At 71.7% G+C, this 15,587-nt stretch carries 17 protein-coding genes and 1 rRNA gene; 9 read left to right on the top strand and 9 right to left on the bottom strand.

What is annotated here, in order from left to right; genetic code table 11:
- Both rrf and NO900_RS09120 read left to right on the top strand, forming a co-directional pair.
- Positions 1–100 (top strand): 5S ribosomal RNA (rrf, locus tag NO900_RS09115); the annotation flags it as partial.
- A gap of 196 nt (positions 101–296) precedes the next feature.
- A complete protein-coding gene (locus NO900_RS09120) occupies positions 297–1,187 on the top strand; it encodes a hypothetical protein (protein WP_256408915.1) in 891 nt (296 codons plus the stop codon).
- Between the two features lie 25 nt (positions 1,188–1,212).
- Here NO900_RS09120 and NO900_RS09125 read toward each other — a convergent pair whose 3' ends face one another.
- The gene (locus tag NO900_RS09125; protein WP_256408916.1) at positions 1,213–1,491 is read right to left on the bottom strand and encodes a DUF8124 family protein; all 279 of its coding nucleotides are present in this window, start codon (positions 1,489–1,491) and stop codon (positions 1,213–1,215) included.
- Positions 1,492–1,598: 107 nt separating this feature from the next.
- On the opposite strand from NO900_RS09125, the gene NO900_RS09130 reads away from it, so the two are divergent.
- A complete protein-coding gene (locus NO900_RS09130; RefSeq protein ID WP_256408917.1) occupies positions 1,599–2,486 on the top strand; it encodes a DMT family transporter in 888 nt (295 codons plus the stop codon).
- A 60-nt stretch (positions 2,487–2,546) separates the two neighbouring features.
- Complete coding sequence (locus NO900_RS09135) at positions 2,547–4,235, top strand: sensor histidine kinase (RefSeq protein ID WP_256408918.1); 1,689 nt, start codon at positions 2,547–2,549, stop codon at positions 4,233–4,235.
- Positions 4,236–4,288: 53 nt separating this feature from the next.
- Here NO900_RS09135 and NO900_RS09140 read toward each other — a convergent pair whose 3' ends face one another.
- Positions 4,289–4,786 (bottom strand): SRPBCC family protein, encoded by a 498-nt coding sequence (locus tag NO900_RS09140; protein ID WP_256408919.1) that lies wholly within the window; start codon positions 4,784–4,786, stop codon positions 4,289–4,291.
- Between the two features lie 175 nt (positions 4,787–4,961).
- On the opposite strand from NO900_RS09140, the gene NO900_RS09145 reads away from it, so the two are divergent.
- The gene (locus NO900_RS09145; RefSeq protein WP_256408920.1) at positions 4,962–5,888 is read left to right on the top strand and encodes a DNA-3-methyladenine glycosylase family protein; all 927 of its coding nucleotides are present in this window, start codon (positions 4,962–4,964) and stop codon (positions 5,886–5,888) included.
- 102 nt (positions 5,889–5,990) lie between these two features.
- A complete protein-coding gene (locus NO900_RS09150) occupies positions 5,991–6,383 on the top strand; it encodes a DUF555 domain-containing protein (RefSeq protein ID WP_256408921.1) in 393 nt (130 codons plus the stop codon).
- Between the two features lie 120 nt (positions 6,384–6,503).
- Here the strand turns inward: NO900_RS09150 and NO900_RS09155 are convergent, their stop codons facing one another.
- The 6 genes from NO900_RS09155 to NO900_RS09180 form a co-directional block, all read right to left on the bottom strand.
- On the bottom strand, positions 6,504–6,737 hold the full coding sequence (locus tag NO900_RS09155) for a UPF0058 family protein (RefSeq protein ID WP_008849848.1): 234 nt from the start codon (positions 6,735–6,737) through the stop codon (positions 6,504–6,506).
- Positions 6,738–6,909: 172 nt separating this feature from the next.
- Positions 6,910–7,089, bottom strand: coding sequence for a DUF7836 family putative zinc-binding protein (locus tag NO900_RS09160; protein WP_092566064.1), 180 nt, complete (start codon positions 7,087–7,089; stop codon positions 6,910–6,912).
- Between the two features lie 89 nt (positions 7,090–7,178).
- Complete coding sequence (locus NO900_RS09165; RefSeq protein ID WP_256408922.1) at positions 7,179–8,183, bottom strand: transcription initiation factor IIB; 1,005 nt, start codon at positions 8,181–8,183, stop codon at positions 7,179–7,181.
- Positions 8,184–8,532: 349 nt separating this feature from the next.
- On the bottom strand, positions 8,533–9,489 hold the full coding sequence (locus NO900_RS09170; protein WP_256408923.1) for a mechanosensitive ion channel family protein: 957 nt from the start codon (positions 9,487–9,489) through the stop codon (positions 8,533–8,535).
- Positions 9,490–9,585: 96 nt separating this feature from the next.
- On the bottom strand, positions 9,586–10,854 hold the full coding sequence (locus NO900_RS09175; protein ID WP_256408924.1) for a Zn-dependent hydrolase: 1,269 nt from the start codon (positions 10,852–10,854) through the stop codon (positions 9,586–9,588).
- Between the two features lie 98 nt (positions 10,855–10,952).
- Positions 10,953–11,612 carry a DUF7978 family protein gene (locus tag NO900_RS09180; protein WP_256408925.1) on the bottom strand — a complete coding sequence of 220 codons (660 nt, stop codon included), beginning with the start codon at positions 11,610–11,612 and terminating at the stop codon, positions 10,953–10,955.
- Between the two features lie 139 nt (positions 11,613–11,751).
- Here NO900_RS09180 and NO900_RS09185 point away from each other — a divergent pair, with 139 nt between their 5' ends.
- Both NO900_RS09185 and NO900_RS09190 read left to right on the top strand, forming a co-directional pair.
- Entirely contained in the window at positions 11,752–12,942 is a 1,191-nt protein-coding gene (locus NO900_RS09185; protein WP_256408926.1) for a M24 family metallopeptidase, read from the top strand.
- Between the two features lie 149 nt (positions 12,943–13,091).
- Entirely contained in the window at positions 13,092–14,276 is a 1,185-nt protein-coding gene (locus tag NO900_RS09190) for an MFS transporter (protein ID WP_256408927.1), read from the top strand.
- Between the two features lie 36 nt (positions 14,277–14,312).
- Here NO900_RS09190 and NO900_RS09195 read toward each other — a convergent pair whose 3' ends face one another.
- Positions 14,313–14,549: a DUF7120 family protein gene (locus NO900_RS09195; protein WP_004045847.1), complete on the bottom strand. Its 237-nt coding sequence runs from the start codon at positions 14,547–14,549 to the stop codon at positions 14,313–14,315.
- 113 nt (positions 14,550–14,662) lie between these two features.
- On the opposite strand from NO900_RS09195, the gene NO900_RS09200 reads away from it, so the two are divergent.
- Positions 14,663–15,469: a helix-turn-helix domain-containing protein gene (locus NO900_RS09200; RefSeq protein WP_256408928.1), complete on the top strand. Its 807-nt coding sequence runs from the start codon at positions 14,663–14,665 to the stop codon at positions 15,467–15,469.
- The last annotated feature ends 118 nt before the right edge of the window (positions 15,470–15,587 follow it).

The following is a 15,587-nucleotide window of genomic DNA, read 5'->3' on the forward strand; positions in this document are numbered from 1 at the left end:
GAACACCCGTACCCATTCCGAACACGGAAGTTAAGCCCGCCAGCGTACCGGGAAGTACTGGAGTGAGCGATCCTCTGGGAACCGCGGGTCGCCGCCTGCCCATTCATACCGGGGCGATCGCCCCACCCACTTTTTCCACACTCTCATCCGCTCGTAGACACCGCTCTGCGGGGTCCCGCGACGACACCGAGCGGCCGCACCGCGTTTCGACCGCGCGGTCGAAACGCGAGCGAATTTCAATATTGAGAGGTCCACCCGTAAGTTTATCAATTTTGTCGCTGAAGCTAACGGTATCGATGGCCGCTCCGACGGATTCCGACCGCGAGGTCACGGTGCGACTGTCCGCGGCGGGACGACCGCCGGTTCGCGAGGGGCCGTCGCCGGAGCGGGTGGTCTCCGTGCTGTTCGACACCGGAATCGAGGAGTGGCGACGCGGCCGGCGCGGTTCGCCCGGGCCCGGTCCGGCGCGAGAGGCGATCGTCGCCGCGAGCGACACCACCCGCGGAGCGGTCGGAACGACGCAGGTCGTCCCGAGTCGGCGGCTCGCGTACACGACGCTCGACGAGTCCGCGCCCCTCGACCGCGTGGCGGACGCCGTTTCGGCGCACGTCGTCGACGTCGATGGGGAGGCGCCGTCCGTCGTCGTCGACGACGTCGCTCCGGTGCTCGTCGACCGGGGCCTCGACGCGACACGGTCGCTCGTCGCGGCGCTGGGGAGCCTCACCGACGTCGCCGAGGTCGTCGTCGGCTGCTCGTACGGTCCCGAGACGGCCGCGGACGTCCGATCGCTGTTTGATCCGACCGACGTCTCGGAGCCCGTCGATCACCCGGTCACCGGGACCGTCGATCGACTGCGACGCGACGATCCGACGACGTTCGGATACGTGCGTCGCCACTGGGCGGAGGCGCGCGACGGAATCGAGCGCTGCACGCGGAACTACCCGCAGTCAAAACAGGTGCACGCCGCACTCTCCGACCCGGAGACGACGCCGAGAACGCTCGGCGCGACGCTGTCGGGGCTGGTCCGGCTCGACGTGCTCGACACGTGGGGCGAGACCGTCGGATCGACGCGGTACGACCTCACCGCCTACGATCCCGACCGGATGTGGGTAGTCGGCGCCGCCCTCGCGACGTCGTCGGAGGAGCCCGACGCGGACGGCGAGTCGATGACGGCCGACGACGACTGACCGGTTGACCGCCACTCCGTCCGCCCTACTCCGTCCCCGGCGCGTCGAGGTCGTGTGAGACGACGGTGCCGTCCGGTTCGAGCGTGACCGTCCCGAGCGTGACCGTCGCCCCCGCCTCGAACCGGTCGGCGACGGCCCCGAGGACGGCTCGCTGGTCCAGGCGGTCCCAGACGGTCTCGGCGACGAGGGACTGGAACGCCTCGGGGTCGGTCCACCCGGAGTCGACGTCCGACGGGACGCGGACGACGACCCGGAGCTCCTCCTCGGTGAGGCGGATCCCCACGCCGAACGTGTCTGCGCACATGCGCCGACGTTCGGTCCGGAGTCGCAAATCACCGTCGGGAGGCGGTCGGGCGCGCCGCGCCGTCCCGAAACCGGTAAGCGGTGCCGGCCGGAACCCCCGCCGTGTCGATGTCGACCGATCCGCGGGTCCCGCCGGCCGCCGCCCTCGCGCTCGCGGTCGTCGCCGTGAGCGCCGGGGCGATCCTCGTCAGGCTCAGCGAGGCCCCGAGCTCGGTGGCCGCGTTCTACCGCGTCCTGTTCACGACGCTGCCGCTCCTCCCGGTCGCGCTCTGGCGGTATCGCGCCGAGTTCGCCCGCGTCCGGCACCGCGACCTCGCGTTCGCGGCGCTGTCGGGCGTCGCGCTCGCGCTCCACTTCGCCGCCTGGTTCGAGAGCCTGGAGTGGACGAGCGTCGCGGCGAGCGTCACCCTCGTTCAGGCCCAGCCGGTGTTCGTCGCGCTCGGCGCGTGGCTGCTCCTCCGAGAGCGCGTGACGCGCCGGATGGCCGTCGGCATCGCGGTCGCCGTCGCGGGGATGGTCGGGATGTCCCTCGGCGACTTCCTCGGCGGAGTGCTCGTCGGCCCCCGGCCGCTCTACGGGAACGGGCTCGCGCTGGTCGGCGCCGTGACGGCGGCCGGCTACGTCCTCGCCGGTCGCTCGCTCCGGCAGCGGGTCTCGCTCGTCCCGTACGTGGTCGTCGTCTACGGGGTCTGTACCGTCTCGCTCCTCGCCGTCGTCCTGCTCCAGGGCCACCCGCTCGCCGGGTATCCGTCCCGGGAGTGGGCGCTCTTCGCGGGGCTCGCGCTCGGTCCGGGACTGCTCGGCCACACCGTCCTCAACTGGACGCTCGCACACGTCGAATCGAGCGTCGCGTCCGTGTCGCTGCTCGGCGAACCGGTCGGCGCGACGCTGCTCGCGTTCGTCTTCCTCGCCGAGGTGCCGACGCCCGTCACGCTCGTCGGCGGCGGCGTCGTCCTCGCCGGAATCGCGCTGACGTCGACGGGTACGGCGAGCTGACGTTCTCACGGCCGATATTCGGGCGTTAACGTTGAAATGTGGTCACCGTGACCTCCCCGTATGCACCGCCGTTCCGTCGTCGCCTACGTGGGCGGCGACACGGACCTGCGCGACCGCGTCCGCGACGCGGTGGCGGCCGCGTGGAGCGATTCCCCTTCGCCGGGGTACGAGGCGGTCTCGCCGGCGGCGTTCTCGGAGGCGACGACGGAGGTCCCGTCCCCGCTGAGCGACGCCTGCGGGGTCGTCGTCGCCGCCGACGCCCTCGCGTCGGAGCCGACGCGGCGCCACGTCGCCGCGACGCCCGAGACCGTCCCCGTCCTCGTCGCCGTCGAGGAGGCGGAGACCGAGACGATCCGCGCCCTGCTCACCGCCGACGCGGACGACGTCGTCGCCGTCGAATCCGACGACGCGGCGCCGGACAGCGACGGCGACGCGGCGCCGGACCGTGACGACGACGCGGCAGGTCCCCTCGTCGAGCGCCTGCGGGACGCGATCGATCCCGCGCTGACGCGGCTCGGCGGCGACGACGTCGCGCGGCTTCGCGAGGTGCTGCTGGACGCGGGGACCACCCTGATGAGCACGCGGTCGGACGAGGTCGAGACGAAGGTCGTCTGGACGATGGAGAACGTCGGACGACAGGTCGCGGTCGACCGGATCGTCTGTTACCTGGAGGAAGACGGCGCGTTCGAGCCGGCGTACCACTGGTCCTCGGACGGGTGTGACCCCGATCCGAAGCCGTTCGAGACGTTCCCCGACCCGGAGGCGCTCTCCACGTTCGAGAACGTCGTCCGTCCCCCGGTCCGGGACGGGGAGGCCGACGAGAGAAGCGCCCCCGTCGGAGCAGACGGAGGGGGAAGTGCATCCGTCGGAGCAGACGGAGGGGGAAGTGCGCCCGCCCAGGGAGCCGGCGACGGCGACGCGGACGCCGGGTCCACGTCGGCGACGGTCCACGTGCCCCTCGTCTCCGACTGGGAGCTGATCGGCGTCCTCGCGTTCGAGACCGACGACCCGCGCGCGTGGACCGCGGAGGAGGTCGCGGCGTACCGCACCTTCGGCGACCTGATCGCCCACACCGTCGCGCGGAACGAGCGCCGGCTCGAACTCCGCCGCCAGACGGAGCGCCTCGAACAGTTCAGCGCGGTGGTCTCGCACGACCTCCGGAACCCGCTCAACGTCTTCTCCGGCTACCTCGACCTCGTCGCGGACGACGTGGAGCGCCCGAAGTACGAGGCGATGGAGCGCGCGGTGCTCCGGATGGAGACGCTCATCGACGACCTCCTCATGCTGGCGAGGCGCGGCGACGCGATCGACGAGACGGAGCCCGTCCCGGTCGCAGCGGTCGCCGAGGACGCCTGGAGCTCCGTCCGAGCGCCGGACGCGACGCTGACGGTCGCGGACGACGCCGCCCGCGTGGAGGCCGACCCGAGCCGCCTCCGACAGCTGTTCGAGAACCTCTTCCGAAACGCGGTCGACCACGGCGGGCGGGGAGTCAGTATCGAGGTCGGGGTCGAGGACGATCGCTCGGGCGTCCGGGAGCTGTACGTCGCGGACGACGGGCCGGGGATCCCGCCGGACGCGCGCGACTCCCTGTTCGAGTCGGGGTTCTCGACCGCGGGGAGCTCCGGCCTCGGGCTCGCGATCGTCGACCGGATCGCCGACGCTCACGGCTGGGGACTCGACGTCCGCAACGACGGCGGCGCGGTGTTCGAGCTCTCGGTCGAGACGGAGCCGGTGACCGCGCCGGCCTGACCGGCTCGACCGCGCCGGTCCGACCGACCCCGCCGCGTCCCGCCTCGGACCCGCTACGACTCGAACCGGTCGACCGTCCGCCGGTGTCGGTCGCGGAACATCCCCTCGAACCCGACCTTCGCGAACGGCCCGGCGAGGTCACCGAGCGGCCCGAGCGGCAGCCGGTACGAGACGGTGTCGACGAGGAGCGTCTCCTCGCCGTCGGCGTAGAAGGCGTGCGTGTGTTCCCACCGCCGGAAGGGCCCGCCGACCATGTCGTCGACGAAGCGCGCGCTCTCTTCGACCGGCGCGTCGCCGTCGGGCGTCCGCTCCGTGATCCGCGAGACCCACCGCTGGCGCGGGCCGACGCCGAACGGTCGCATCGACATCCGGATCCGCGACCCCTCGGCGAGCACCGCCGGGTCCGGCTCCCCGTCCGGTCCCTCGACGCCGGCGACGCGGAGGTTCATCCAGTCCGGCGTGAGCGCCCGGAGGCCGTCGATCGTGGAGTGAAACGCCCACACGTCGTCGATGGGGGCGGGCACGCGGGTCGTCCGGCGGTACGTCGGCATACTGCCCTTAGGTGACGACCGGGCAAAAACCCCCCTTCGCCCGCGGACGTTGCCGGCGGTTCGGTCTCGGCTCGGCTCGCGGGGCGGACCGAAGCGGAAGCGCGCGACCCGTCGACCCCGTCTCGACCCGCCGATACCGAAATCGGAATACGGCTGTGACCCCACCGAATCCGTAATGGAACGAGGCGCGATCGACGTCGCGGACCTGGCCGGCCCGTTCGACCTGCAGGCGACCGCCGAGAGCGGCCAGAGCTACCTCTGGAACCGCGCCGACGGGGAGACCTACGCGGACCTCCACGCCCACGGCGGCGACGAGTGGTACGAGACCGTCGTCGCGCCGATCCCCGACCTCGTCGAGGAACGCATTCCCCTGCGCGTCAGGCAGGAGGGCGGCGTCCGCGACGGGACCCTCCACTGGGAGTCGACGGTCGACGCCGTCCCGATCCTCGAACACCTGTTCCGGCTCGACGACGACCTCGACGCGATCCTGGGCGCGACGCCGGACCTCCCCCTCCTCGAACGGGCGTACGACGCGTACGAGGGGATGCGGCTCACCCGCGACCCGACGTTCCCGTGTCTGATCTCCTTCATCTGCTCGGCGCAGATGCGCGTCGCGCGGATCCACGGCATGCAGCGTCGCCTCCGGGAGACGTACGGCGACGTCGTCGAGCTGGACGGCGAGGCGTACCACGCGTTCCCGACGCCGGAGCAGCTCGCCGCCCGGACCGAGGACGAACTCCGGGACCTCTCGCTGGGCTACCGCGCGCCGTACGTCCAGCGGACGGCCGAGATGGTCGCGTCGGGCGAGGCCGACCCGCTCGCGGCCGCGGACCTGCCGTACGAGGAGGCGCGCGAGTCGCTGACCCGGTTCGTCGGCGTCGGCGACAAGGTCGCGGACTGCGTGCTGCTGTTCTCGCTCGGCTTCTTACAGGCGGTCCCGCTCGACACCTGGATCCGGACGACGATCGAGGAGTACTACCCCGACTGCGAGCGCGGGAACTACGCCGAGACGTCGCGCGCGATCCGCGAGCGCTTCGGCGGCGAGTTCGCCGGCTACGCCCAGACGTACGTGTTCTACTACCTCCGAGCCGGCGGCGAGTGAGTCAGGGCCCGCGTCCGTGTCCGCGACCGTCGCGCCGTCGTTTCGACGAGGCGACCTGTCGGCCGAACCTTCATACTCGTTCGTGCGGTACACGCCACCGAGATGGACTGCCGAGTCGTCGTGGAGGCCGCCGTCCCCGTGTACGACGTCGGGACCGCCGACGAAGCCGTGCGGATCGCGATCTCGAAGACCGGCGAGATGCTGAATCCGGACCTCAGTTACGTCGAGATCGACACCGGAAGCCGCGCGTCGCCCGCGGGCGAGGAGCTGCCCCCGGCGTTCGTGGCCGCCGACGAGGCGCTCGTCGCCCTCGAACTCCGCATGGACGTGTTCAACGTCGAGCGCGCCGAACACGCCAGCCGCGTCGCGCGGAAGGAGATCGGACAGCGCCTCCGGAACATCCCGCTGAAGGTGCTCGACGTCGAGGAGATCGAGGCCGACGACGAGTCCGAGGGCGTGACCGACTCCGACTCGGTGTCGACCGACGAACGCTGACCGGCCGCCTCCGCCGGGACCGTCCGACCGGGACGGAGCGACGCCGGAATCGGAACGTCGGTGCCGGACACGGCGTCGTCACTACGGAGGCGACGAACGGTCGAGAACGGAGGCGAACTCTCAGTCCGCGGTCGGGGCCAGCGGCTCCGACTCGGACTCGTCCATCGGCTCGGTGATGCCTTCAGTCAGCTTGAAAACGGCCGCCTTGTGGTCTGTCTTCGATTTGTGAATCGATGTCGGTTTGACGCCCAGTTCCTCGTACGCGTCCAGATCGATGTCCTCGTCCCAGAACTCGCACTGTTTTCGTACCTCCGCGAGAAGGCCGTGAAGATGAATGAGCTCCTGCTTCTTCATGAGTAACAGCCCTTTGCTACCGGAGGTTTATATTATTATCTTGAGTCACGTTACCATGGGTTCCCCGCGTATTCGGCGTTTTCGGGTCGTAGATCGGCCTTTTCGGGTTATCGATCGGGAAGGTTCGAGAGCGCGGCGAGGTCGAGCACGGCGGGACGGCCGCCGCCGCGGTTCACTGGAACTGCTTGACGGCTTCGAGGTCGCGCTCGGTCCGCATGAACTCCGTCAGCCGGCGGGTCGCGTGGCATCCGGGACAGCTGAAGTTCGAGCGGAGGTCCTGGAGGTCCGCGGGGTTGTCCTGCCACTCCTTGGTACATTCCGGACAGACGAGTCTGACGAACGCGTCGACCATGGCGGGACGTACACGCGGCCGACGTAAAAACGTACGTGGCGAAGAAAACGGACGCGGCGGGTGAAAGCGGACGCTGCGAGCGCCGGACCTCAGGCCGCGAGCCCCTCGCTCGCTTCGAGGAGCTCCTTGTACCGGTTCCGGATGGTGACCTCGCTGATGTCGGCCACCTCCGAGACCTGGCTCTGCGTCACCTTCTCGTTCGAGAGGAGCGCGGCCGCGTACACCGCGGACGCGGCGAGCCCGACCGGGGACTTCCCGCTCGTGATACCCGACTCCTTCGCGCCGTCGAGGAGCTCGCGGGCCAGCCGCTGCGTCTCCTCGGAGAGCTCCAGCCGCGAGACGAACCGGGGGACGTAGCTCCCCGGGTCGGCCGGCTGGACGCGCAGCCCCAGTTCGCGGATGACGTAGCGGTACGTCCGCGTGAGCTCCATCTTGTCGACGCGGGAGACCGCGGTGAACTCGTCGAGGCTCCGCGGGTTCCCCACCTGCCGGGCGGCCGCGTACAGCGACGCGGTCGCGACGCCCTCGATCGAGCGGCCGGGCAGGAGGTTCTCGCTCAGCGCGCGGCGGTAGATGACCGAGGCGGTCTCGCGGACGTTGTCCGGGAGGCCGAGCGCCGACGCCATGCGGTCGATCTCGCCGAGCGCCTGCTTGAGGTTGCGCTCCTTCGAGTCGCGGGTGCGGAACCGCTCGTTCCAGGTGCGCAGCCGCTGCATCTTTTGCCGCTGGCGGCTCGACAGCGACTTCCCGTAGGCGTCCTTGTCCTGCCAGCCGATGTTGGTCGAGAGCCCCTTGTCGTGCATCATATTCGTCGTCGGGGCCCCGACGCGGGACTTGCTGTCCCGCTCGCCGGAGTTGAACGCGCGCCACTCCGGCCCGCGGTCCACCGAGTCCTGCTCGACGACGAGCCCGCAGTCGTCGCACACGGTCTCGCCGTGCTCGGTGTCGGTGACGAGGCTCCCGCCGCACTCGGGGCAGGTCGTGGTCCGCTCCGTCGCCGTCGACTCCGACTCGTCCGTCTCCGTCTCCGTCGCTCGGCTCGCTCGCTCTCGCTCCGTTTCCCCGCCGTAGTCGCGCGTACGTGTTTCTGTCATAGGGTTCTCTCCGATCGAACTCCCGACGGAAATACTGGTGCCGGGTGCGCCGATTCGTTAACAAATAGTAAGTCGTCAGCATATATAAATCCAGCGTGAGTTCAGATAGCATACGACTCGGTGAATACCCCCGACAGTCGCGATACCGGGCGGTTACGGCGTTCCGGTTCCTCGTCCGGACGAGCGACGCGACGGCAGCCAGCTCTCCCCGATATATAAATAGTGTCGGCTCCGCGGCTCGCTTCCGATCGGTCTCGTTCCGATCGCGTCACCGACTGGAACCCTCCCGACCGCGTCACCGGTTGATACCCTCCACGACCCCGCTCGCGGTCGGTGAGATCGCCGCGCGCTACCGGTTCCGGCTCACCGGGAACGCCACTCGGTCGGGCGCGTCGTTGAACCGGTCGAGGATCCGCTCGTACAGTCGGTTCTTCACGCGCTGCCCCCGACGCGAATGGGTGAGGTATCGAACGCGGAGCTCCACCCACGACTCCTTCTGCGCCACGTTCACCGTCGGGCCGTCGCGGACCTCCAGCTCCACCGGCGTCTCCGCGAGCGCCTCGCGGTACGCCGCGATGCCGGCGGCCATCTCGTCGCCGATCAGGTCGGTCGCCTCCTCGGTCATGACCTCGCGGGCGAAGTCGAGGTCCGTCTCGTAGGCGACCTGTACGGCCACCTCGTTCCAGACGTACGGGGAGCCGCCCCCGCCGAAGTTGACGACGTTCGAGGAGAGCACGACGCTGTTCGGCACCGTCACCACCCGTCCCGACGGCTGGTTCGTCGTCACCAGCTCGCCGTTGATCTCCCACAGCGTCGTCACGAGGAAGTCGACGCCGATCACGTCTCCCTTCGCGTCGTCGATCCGCACGCGGTCGCCGACGCCGTACGGCTGTTTCACCGTGATGTACACCCACGCGATGAGCGACAGGAGCGGCTGCTGGAGCGCGAACGTGACCGCGAAGCCGATGACGCCGAGCGAGAAGAGGAGTCCGAGCCAGTTCTCGGTCAGCACCGCGAGCGTCGCGACCGTCCCCACGAAGCCGAACGCGAGCCGCAGGAGGTTGCGCGTGTTGTACGCCCGGCGCTTGTTCGCCGACCGCATCAGCAGCCGGACCGCGAGGGCGTACGACCCGTACAGCACGCCGAACACGGCGACCACGAGGAGCAGCCGCCCGACGACGAGCGTCGCCGGGTAGCCGAGCAGGTCGGGCCAGTCGCCGAGCGCCCCCGTCGTCGTCACGAGTCCGCCCGCCGCGCCGGCGGCGACGCCGAAGGCGACGGCGCCGAGCCCGAGAGGTCGTCTCACGGTGGCCGGTCGCGGCCGACCGGCAAAACGGTTGTGACGGCGGGGCGATGCGCTCCGATTCCGACCCGCTCTGCGCGCCGCCGACCTCGACCGTCCCTACTCCCCGTCGACCGCGACCCGCGCCAGCGCCCCCGCGAGCACCTCGGTCGCCGCGGCGCAGTCCGCCCAGTCGGTCCACTCGCGGGGGCTGTGTGAGACCCCGTCGCGCGAGGGGGCGAACAGGAGGGCGGCGTCGGTGACGCGGGCGACGCGCATCGCGTCGTGCGCCGCCCCGGAGTGGAGGTCGATCGCGGTCCGGCCGGCGCCGCTCGCGGCCGCGTGAGCCGTCTCTCGGAGTCGCTCGCTCATGTGCGTCGGCGGCACGTCGAAGGGGCGCTCGAACGAGGTCTCGACGCCCCGCTCGCGCTCCAGTCGGGCGAGCGACTCGCGCGCGGCCGAGACGATGGCCTCCGTCGACTCGGCCTCGACGTCCCGGACGTCGACGCCGGCGTCGACGCGCCCCGGAACGACGTTCGTCGCGTTCGGCGAGACGGAGAGCGACCCGACGGTGCCGACCGCGGAGGCGCTCGACCCGTCGACGACCGCGTTCGCGGCCGCCTCCACGTCGAGGACGAACTCGCTCGCGGCCGCGAGCGCGTCGGTCCGGTCCCCCATCGCGGTCGCGCCGGCGTGGTTCGCCTCCCCCTCGATCGTCGCCTCGCAGTGAGTGATCCCCGTGATCGTCGTCACCACGCCGACGTCCGCACCGGCCTCCTCTAGGACGGTGTCCTGCTCGACGTGGAGCTCGTAGAAGGCCGCCCACGTCCCGGGGTCGATGGCGTCGTCGCCGCGGTAGCCGATCCGGTCGAGCGCCTCGCCCAGCGTCTCGCCGTCGTCGCTCTCGCGCGCGAGCGCCGCCTCGGCGTCCGTCTCGCCGGTCGCCGCCGACGAGCCGAGCAGCCCGTCGCCGAACGTGGCCCCCTCCTCCTCGGTGAAGCTGACGACGCCGATCGGGCGCGCCGGCTGGACGCCCCCGTCCTGCATCGCCCGCACCGCTTCCAGCGCGGCGTACACCCCGAGCGGGCCGTCGAAGATCCCGCCGTCGGGGACGCTGTCGAGGTGGCTCCCGCTCACGACGGGCGCGGCCGCCGGGTCCGCGGAGTCGGGGGTCCACGTCCCGAGGACGTTCCCGACCTCGTCGACGGCGACGTCGAGGCCGGCCGCCGCCAGCCGCTCCACCAGCCGGTCCCGGGCGGCCGCGTTCGCCTCGCTCCCGGTCCGGTTCGTTCGCCCGCGCTTCTCCGGGTCGTCGTGCTCGACGCGACCGAACGCCGCGTTCGCCTCCAGGTCCGCCCGGAGGCGGTCGGCGTCGACTGACGGGTTCATGCGCGGATCGGGGCGCCGCCGCGTCAAAACGGTTCGTGCTCGGGGCCGAGACCGGACGCGGCTCTCGCCGGTCGCTTCCTCGACGCGGCTCGCTCCGGTCACTCGCCGGACGCGGTCCCCGCGGCGAGGGCGCCGGCCACGCCCCCGAGGGTCAGGCTCACCGCGGTCACGAGCGCGAGCGCCGCGGCGAGGTCCGGCCCGGCGGCGACGCCGCTCACCGCCGACGCGGGGACGCCGTCGGCGTCCGATATCGGGGCGACACCGCCCGCCGCGTGGCGCGTGAGCGGCACGCGGGAGACGGCGCGCAGCGCGAGCATCGCCGGGAGGTATCCCAGCGCGGTGGCCGCCCCGGCGACGAGTCCGTTCAGCTCCTCGTCGACGCCGAGGTAGCGAACGGCCGCCGCGCCGCCGAGCGCGGCGACCGCAACGACCGCGCGGAGCGGCCACAGCGCGGCGTCGGCCTGTATCAGCGGGTGACCGTAGATGACGAGGTTCGACAGGGCCGCCCCCGTTCGCGTCTGCACCCAGTGGGCGTCGAAGAGGAACCAGACCGTCCCCTCGACCGCCGATATCGGTCCCCCGACCATCCATCGGGCCACTTCGGAGTCCCCCGGAGACACGCCCGCGACCGCGAGCCCGGCCCACGTCGCCGCCAGCCCGACGAGGGCGGCGGCGCTCCCGCAGGCGACGACGACCGGGAGCCAGCCGGAGGGGAGGGCCACGAACGACCAGAGGGTGGTTCGCCCGTCCGCCGACATCGCGGGCCGGTCGTTCCCGAGCGAGCGGCATATGCCTTGTTCCGGCTCGCGGCGCGGCTCGGTTCGCGGCCGGTCGTCGCCTCCGGTCCGACGGTCCCGCGAGGGCAACCGATTTGGGCGTCGCCCGAGCAACTCGCGTATGAACCGCGCACGCCTCGACGAGACGCTCGCCGACCTCGACGCCGACGGCTACCTGCTCGACGCGTCACAGGAGGACGCGAACCAGCTGTACCTCTCCGGGTTCACCGGCCCGGACCCGTTCCTGACGCTGTACGTCGACGGCGAGGTCCACCTGCTCGTCTCCGGGCTGGAGTACGGGCGGGCGAGGACCGAGTCGACGGCAGACGCGGTCGAGCGTCACGCCGATTACGGCTACGAGTACGGCGGCCGCGAGGAGCGGTACGACATGTACGCCGACTTCGTGCGCGACAAGGGCGTCGAGTCGGTGTCGATGCCGCCGCGCGGCCCGGTCGGCACCGCCGACGCGTTGCGCGAGCGCGGGGTCGACGTCGCGGTCGACGGCGACGACCGCCTCGGGGAGGTCCGGGCCGTGAAGACCGACGAGGAGGTCGAGGCGATCCGCGAGGCGCAGCGGGCGAACGAGGCCGCGATGCGCGCCGCCGAGGAGCTGCTCGCGAGCGCGGACGTGGCCGGCGAGGAGGCGTCCGCCGACGGCGACGCCGACGCGGAGCCGGGGGTCCTGCTCGCGGAAGGCGAGCCGCTCACCAGCGAGCGCGTCGCCGAGGAGATCGAGGTGACGCTGCTCCGGCACGGCTGCGCGCTCGACGAGACGATCGTCGCCGGCGGCGCGCGGGCGGCCGACCCCCACGACCGCGGCTCCGGCCCGCTCCGGGCGAACGAGGCGATCATCGTCGACATCTTTCCCAGGTCGAAGGCGACGAAGTACAACGCCGACATGACCCGGACGTTCTGCGTCGGCGAGCCGCCGGCGGCGCTCCGGGAGCGGTACGACCTCACCGAGCGCGCGCTCTCCGCCGCGCTCGACGCGGTCGAGCCGGGCGCGACCGGCGAGGACGTCCACGCCGCCGCCTGCGAGGTGTACGAGGCGGCCGGCCACCCGACGTTCCGCACCGACCCCGAGACCGAGACGGGGTTCATCCACTCCACCGGCCACGGGATCGGCCTCGACGTCCACGAGTCGCCGCGGCTCGCGAGCGGCGGCGGCGAGCTGGAGCCCGGCCACGTGATCACCGTCGAACCGGGGCTGTACGACCCCGACGTCGGCGGCGTCCGGATCGAGGACCTCGTGGTCGTCACGGAGGACGGGTACGAGAACCTCACGGAGTATCCGATCGCCTTCGAGGTCTGAAGGGGCCCGCTCTGGTCCGGCCGGATCCCGAGTCGCGCTCGCGGGGATCCCGCGTCGGTCCCGCGTCGCGTGCGGGGCGACCGCACGCCACACCCGGCCCGGCTGGCCGCGACCGGAACCCGCTTTGTCCCGGGTCGAGAACGGCGCCCGTGAACTGGCGGTACCGGCACACGGCGCTCGCCCTCTGTACCCTCGCGTTCACCGCGACGATGGTCGCGCGGCTGGTCATCAGTCCCTTGGTCCCGCGGATCACGGCGCGGTTCGGCGTCACGAACGCGACGGTCGGCCTCGCGCTCTCCGGGATGTGGCTGGCGTACGCGCTGGCGCAGTTCCCCTCCGGCGTCCTCGGCGACCGCTACGGGGAGCGCGCCGTCGTCCTGACCGCGGTCGGCGCCACCGCGGTCGCCTCGCTGCTCATCGCTGCCTCGCCCTCTATCGCCGTCTTCATGCTGTTCACCGTGGTCCTCGGCGCGGGCGCCGGCCTCCACTACTCGGTGGCGACGACGTTCCTCGCCAAGCAGTTCGACGACATCGGCCGGGCCATCGGCGTCCACGTCGCCGGCGGGCCGATCGCCGGGCTCGCCGCGCCGCCGCTCGCCGCGCTCGTCGGCTCGCGGTACGGCTGGCGCGCCGGGATCCTCCTCGGCGTCGCGGTCGCGGTGCCCGTCTTCGCCCTGTTCGCGTGGCGGGTGCGGCCCACGGAGCCGGGCCGCCCCGACCAGGCGATGCGCGAGCGGTTCGCGCTCGGCTCGCTCGTCGAGCTGCTCTCGCGGCCGCCGATCCTCTACACGACCGCGCTGGCGACGATGGGCGCGTTCACGTGGCAGGCGACCGCCTCCTTCCTCCCGACGTTCCTCGACGTCGGAGGGGAGCTCTCGACCGCGCTCTCGGCGCTGCTGTTCTCGCTGTACTTCCTCGTCCACGGCGGGACCCAGCCGGTGACGGGGTCGCTCTCCGACCGGTTCGGCCGCGACGCGACCGCGATGGGGACGATGAGCGCCGGCGTCCTCGGCTACGGGCTCCTCGTCGCGACGGCGCGCTTCGACCTCGGCCTCGCCCCGACCGTCGGGGCGGTCTGTCTCGTCGGCGTCGCGATGTCGTGGGGCGCGCCCGTCCAGTCGCGGTTCATGGACCTCCTGTCGGACGCCGAGCGCGGCGCCGGGTTCGGGCTCGTCCGGACGGCGTACATGGTGCTCGGCGCGTCCGGCAGCGTCGTCGTCGGGACCCTCTCCGAGGTCGCGGGCTGGGGGGTCGCGTTCGGGCTGCTGGCCGGCGTGATGGCGCTGGGGCTGGTGACGCTGCTCGCGAACCGGCTGCTCGGGCTGGGGTACTGAGGCGGGCGTCGGACGTCGACGCGAGAAGCGGGGCCGCTACAGCCGGTCGTCTTCGAGGCTCCCGGGGTCCTCGGCGGTGTCGAACATGTTGTTCTCCGCGCCGTCGAGCATCTCGTCGCGCGGCTCGTCGTCGACGACGCTCACGTTGTACGCCTCGATGCCGGAGGCGATCAGGTCCTCCGCGGCCTGTTCCTCGGAGACGAACTCCTGTTCGGCGAGCTGCTGGAACTCCGCGTAGACGTCGTCCGAGAGGTTCAGTTCGAAGGTCGGCATACCCCCTCGTTCCGGCCGGACGCTTTTAAGTTGATCCCTCGGTCGGGGCCGGCGGCTCGGTCCGGTGACCGTCTCCAAGCTTTTTGCCGCCACCCGTCGTACGGGCCGCCGATGTGACAGACACGATCCAGGTGCGAGTGGCGGTCCCGACGTGTCCGCAGTGTCCGGTGGCGGCCCTCTCCGAGCGGACGTCGGTGCGAGAGGTCCGCGTCGACGTCGTCCGCGGGCGGATCGACTTCGTCGCGGAGGACGCGCCCGAGGACCCGCCGGCCGGACTGGACATCTTGGAGTTCGCCGGCGAGGCGCACGGCCGGTACGACCTCGCCCGCGGACCGAGTGCAGGCGATGAGGACGACGTGGGCGATGAGGACGCGCGTGTGACACGTGAGACGTCGGCCGACGCGGGTGACGCAGACGACGCGGGTGACGCAGACGACGCGGGCGACGCGGGCGACGCGGACGCCGGCGGGTGCGGGGACTCCGCCGCCGTCTCGGCCGACCGGTCCGACCACGGTTGCGAGTGCCGCGGCTTCCCGCCGGCGTTCGCGGACCTGCCGGTTTCCCCGTACGAGGCGAAGGTGAAGAACGGCGAGCTGGTGGCCTCGTTCGTGCTGGCCGGCTACGGCGAGCTGCGAGCGATCCGGGCGGCCTTCGACGAGGCCGATCTCAGACACGTTCTCGTCGACAGGGACGAGACCGCCGGAAGGGAGGACGCGGTCATCGTCGACCTCAGCGAGGTGACGGAGCGACAGCGGTCCGTCGCCGCCGTGGCGGTGCAGCGGGGGTACTTCGACGGCGACGGCGCCGCTACTGAGGCGGTCGCCGACGAACTCGGCCTCGCGAAGTCGACCGTCTCCGAGCACCTCCGGATCGTGACCGAGACGGTGCTCACGCAGGTGTTCGCCGAAGACCGCCCTTAAACCACCGAATAGTTCGGGAGTAGCTGTTTGTCCGTTTCCGGCGCAGACGTACGTACGCACTACTGACACGCACATCACGACCGGAGCGGGACTCGTTCACGGGCCGAGGTCGACTCGT

Source organism: Halorubrum rutilum (assembly GCF_024494565.1).

Bases quoted from the DNA above. Each gene is read 5' to 3' on its own strand.
- NO900_RS09120 (WP_256408915.1), top strand. From the start codon at position 297: ATGGCCGCTCCGACGGATTCCGACCGCGAGGTCACGGTGCGACTGTCC.
- NO900_RS09125 (WP_256408916.1), bottom strand. From the start codon at position 1,491: ATGTGCGCAGACACGTTCGGCGTGGGGATCCGCCTCACCGAGGAGGAG.
- NO900_RS09130 (WP_256408917.1), top strand. From the start codon at position 1,599: ATGTCGACCGATCCGCGGGTCCCGCCGGCCGCCGCCCTCGCGCTCGCG.
- NO900_RS09135 (WP_256408918.1), top strand. From the start codon at position 2,547: ATGCACCGCCGTTCCGTCGTCGCCTACGTGGGCGGCGACACGGACCTG.
- NO900_RS09140 (WP_256408919.1), bottom strand. From the start codon at position 4,786: ATGCCGACGTACCGCCGGACGACCCGCGTGCCCGCCCCCATCGACGAC.
- NO900_RS09145 (WP_256408920.1), top strand. From the start codon at position 4,962: ATGGAACGAGGCGCGATCGACGTCGCGGACCTGGCCGGCCCGTTCGAC.
- NO900_RS09150 (WP_256408921.1), top strand. From the start codon at position 5,991: ATGGACTGCCGAGTCGTCGTGGAGGCCGCCGTCCCCGTGTACGACGTC.
- NO900_RS09155 (WP_008849848.1), bottom strand. From the start codon at position 6,737: ATGAAGAAGCAGGAGCTCATTCATCTTCACGGCCTTCTCGCGGAGGTA.
- NO900_RS09160 (WP_092566064.1), bottom strand. From the start codon at position 7,089: ATGGTCGACGCGTTCGTCAGACTCGTCTGTCCGGAATGTACCAAGGAG.
- NO900_RS09165 (WP_256408922.1), bottom strand. From the start codon at position 8,183: ATGACAGAAACACGTACGCGCGACTACGGCGGGGAAACGGAGCGAGAG.
- NO900_RS09175 (WP_256408924.1), bottom strand. From the start codon at position 10,854: ATGAACCCGTCAGTCGACGCCGACCGCCTCCGGGCGGACCTGGAGGCG.
- NO900_RS09180 (WP_256408925.1), bottom strand. From the start codon at position 11,612: ATGTCGGCGGACGGGCGAACCACCCTCTGGTCGTTCGTGGCCCTCCCC.
- NO900_RS09185 (WP_256408926.1), top strand. From the start codon at position 11,752: ATGAACCGCGCACGCCTCGACGAGACGCTCGCCGACCTCGACGCCGAC.
- NO900_RS09195 (WP_004045847.1), bottom strand. From the start codon at position 14,549: ATGCCGACCTTCGAACTGAACCTCTCGGACGACGTCTACGCGGAGTTC.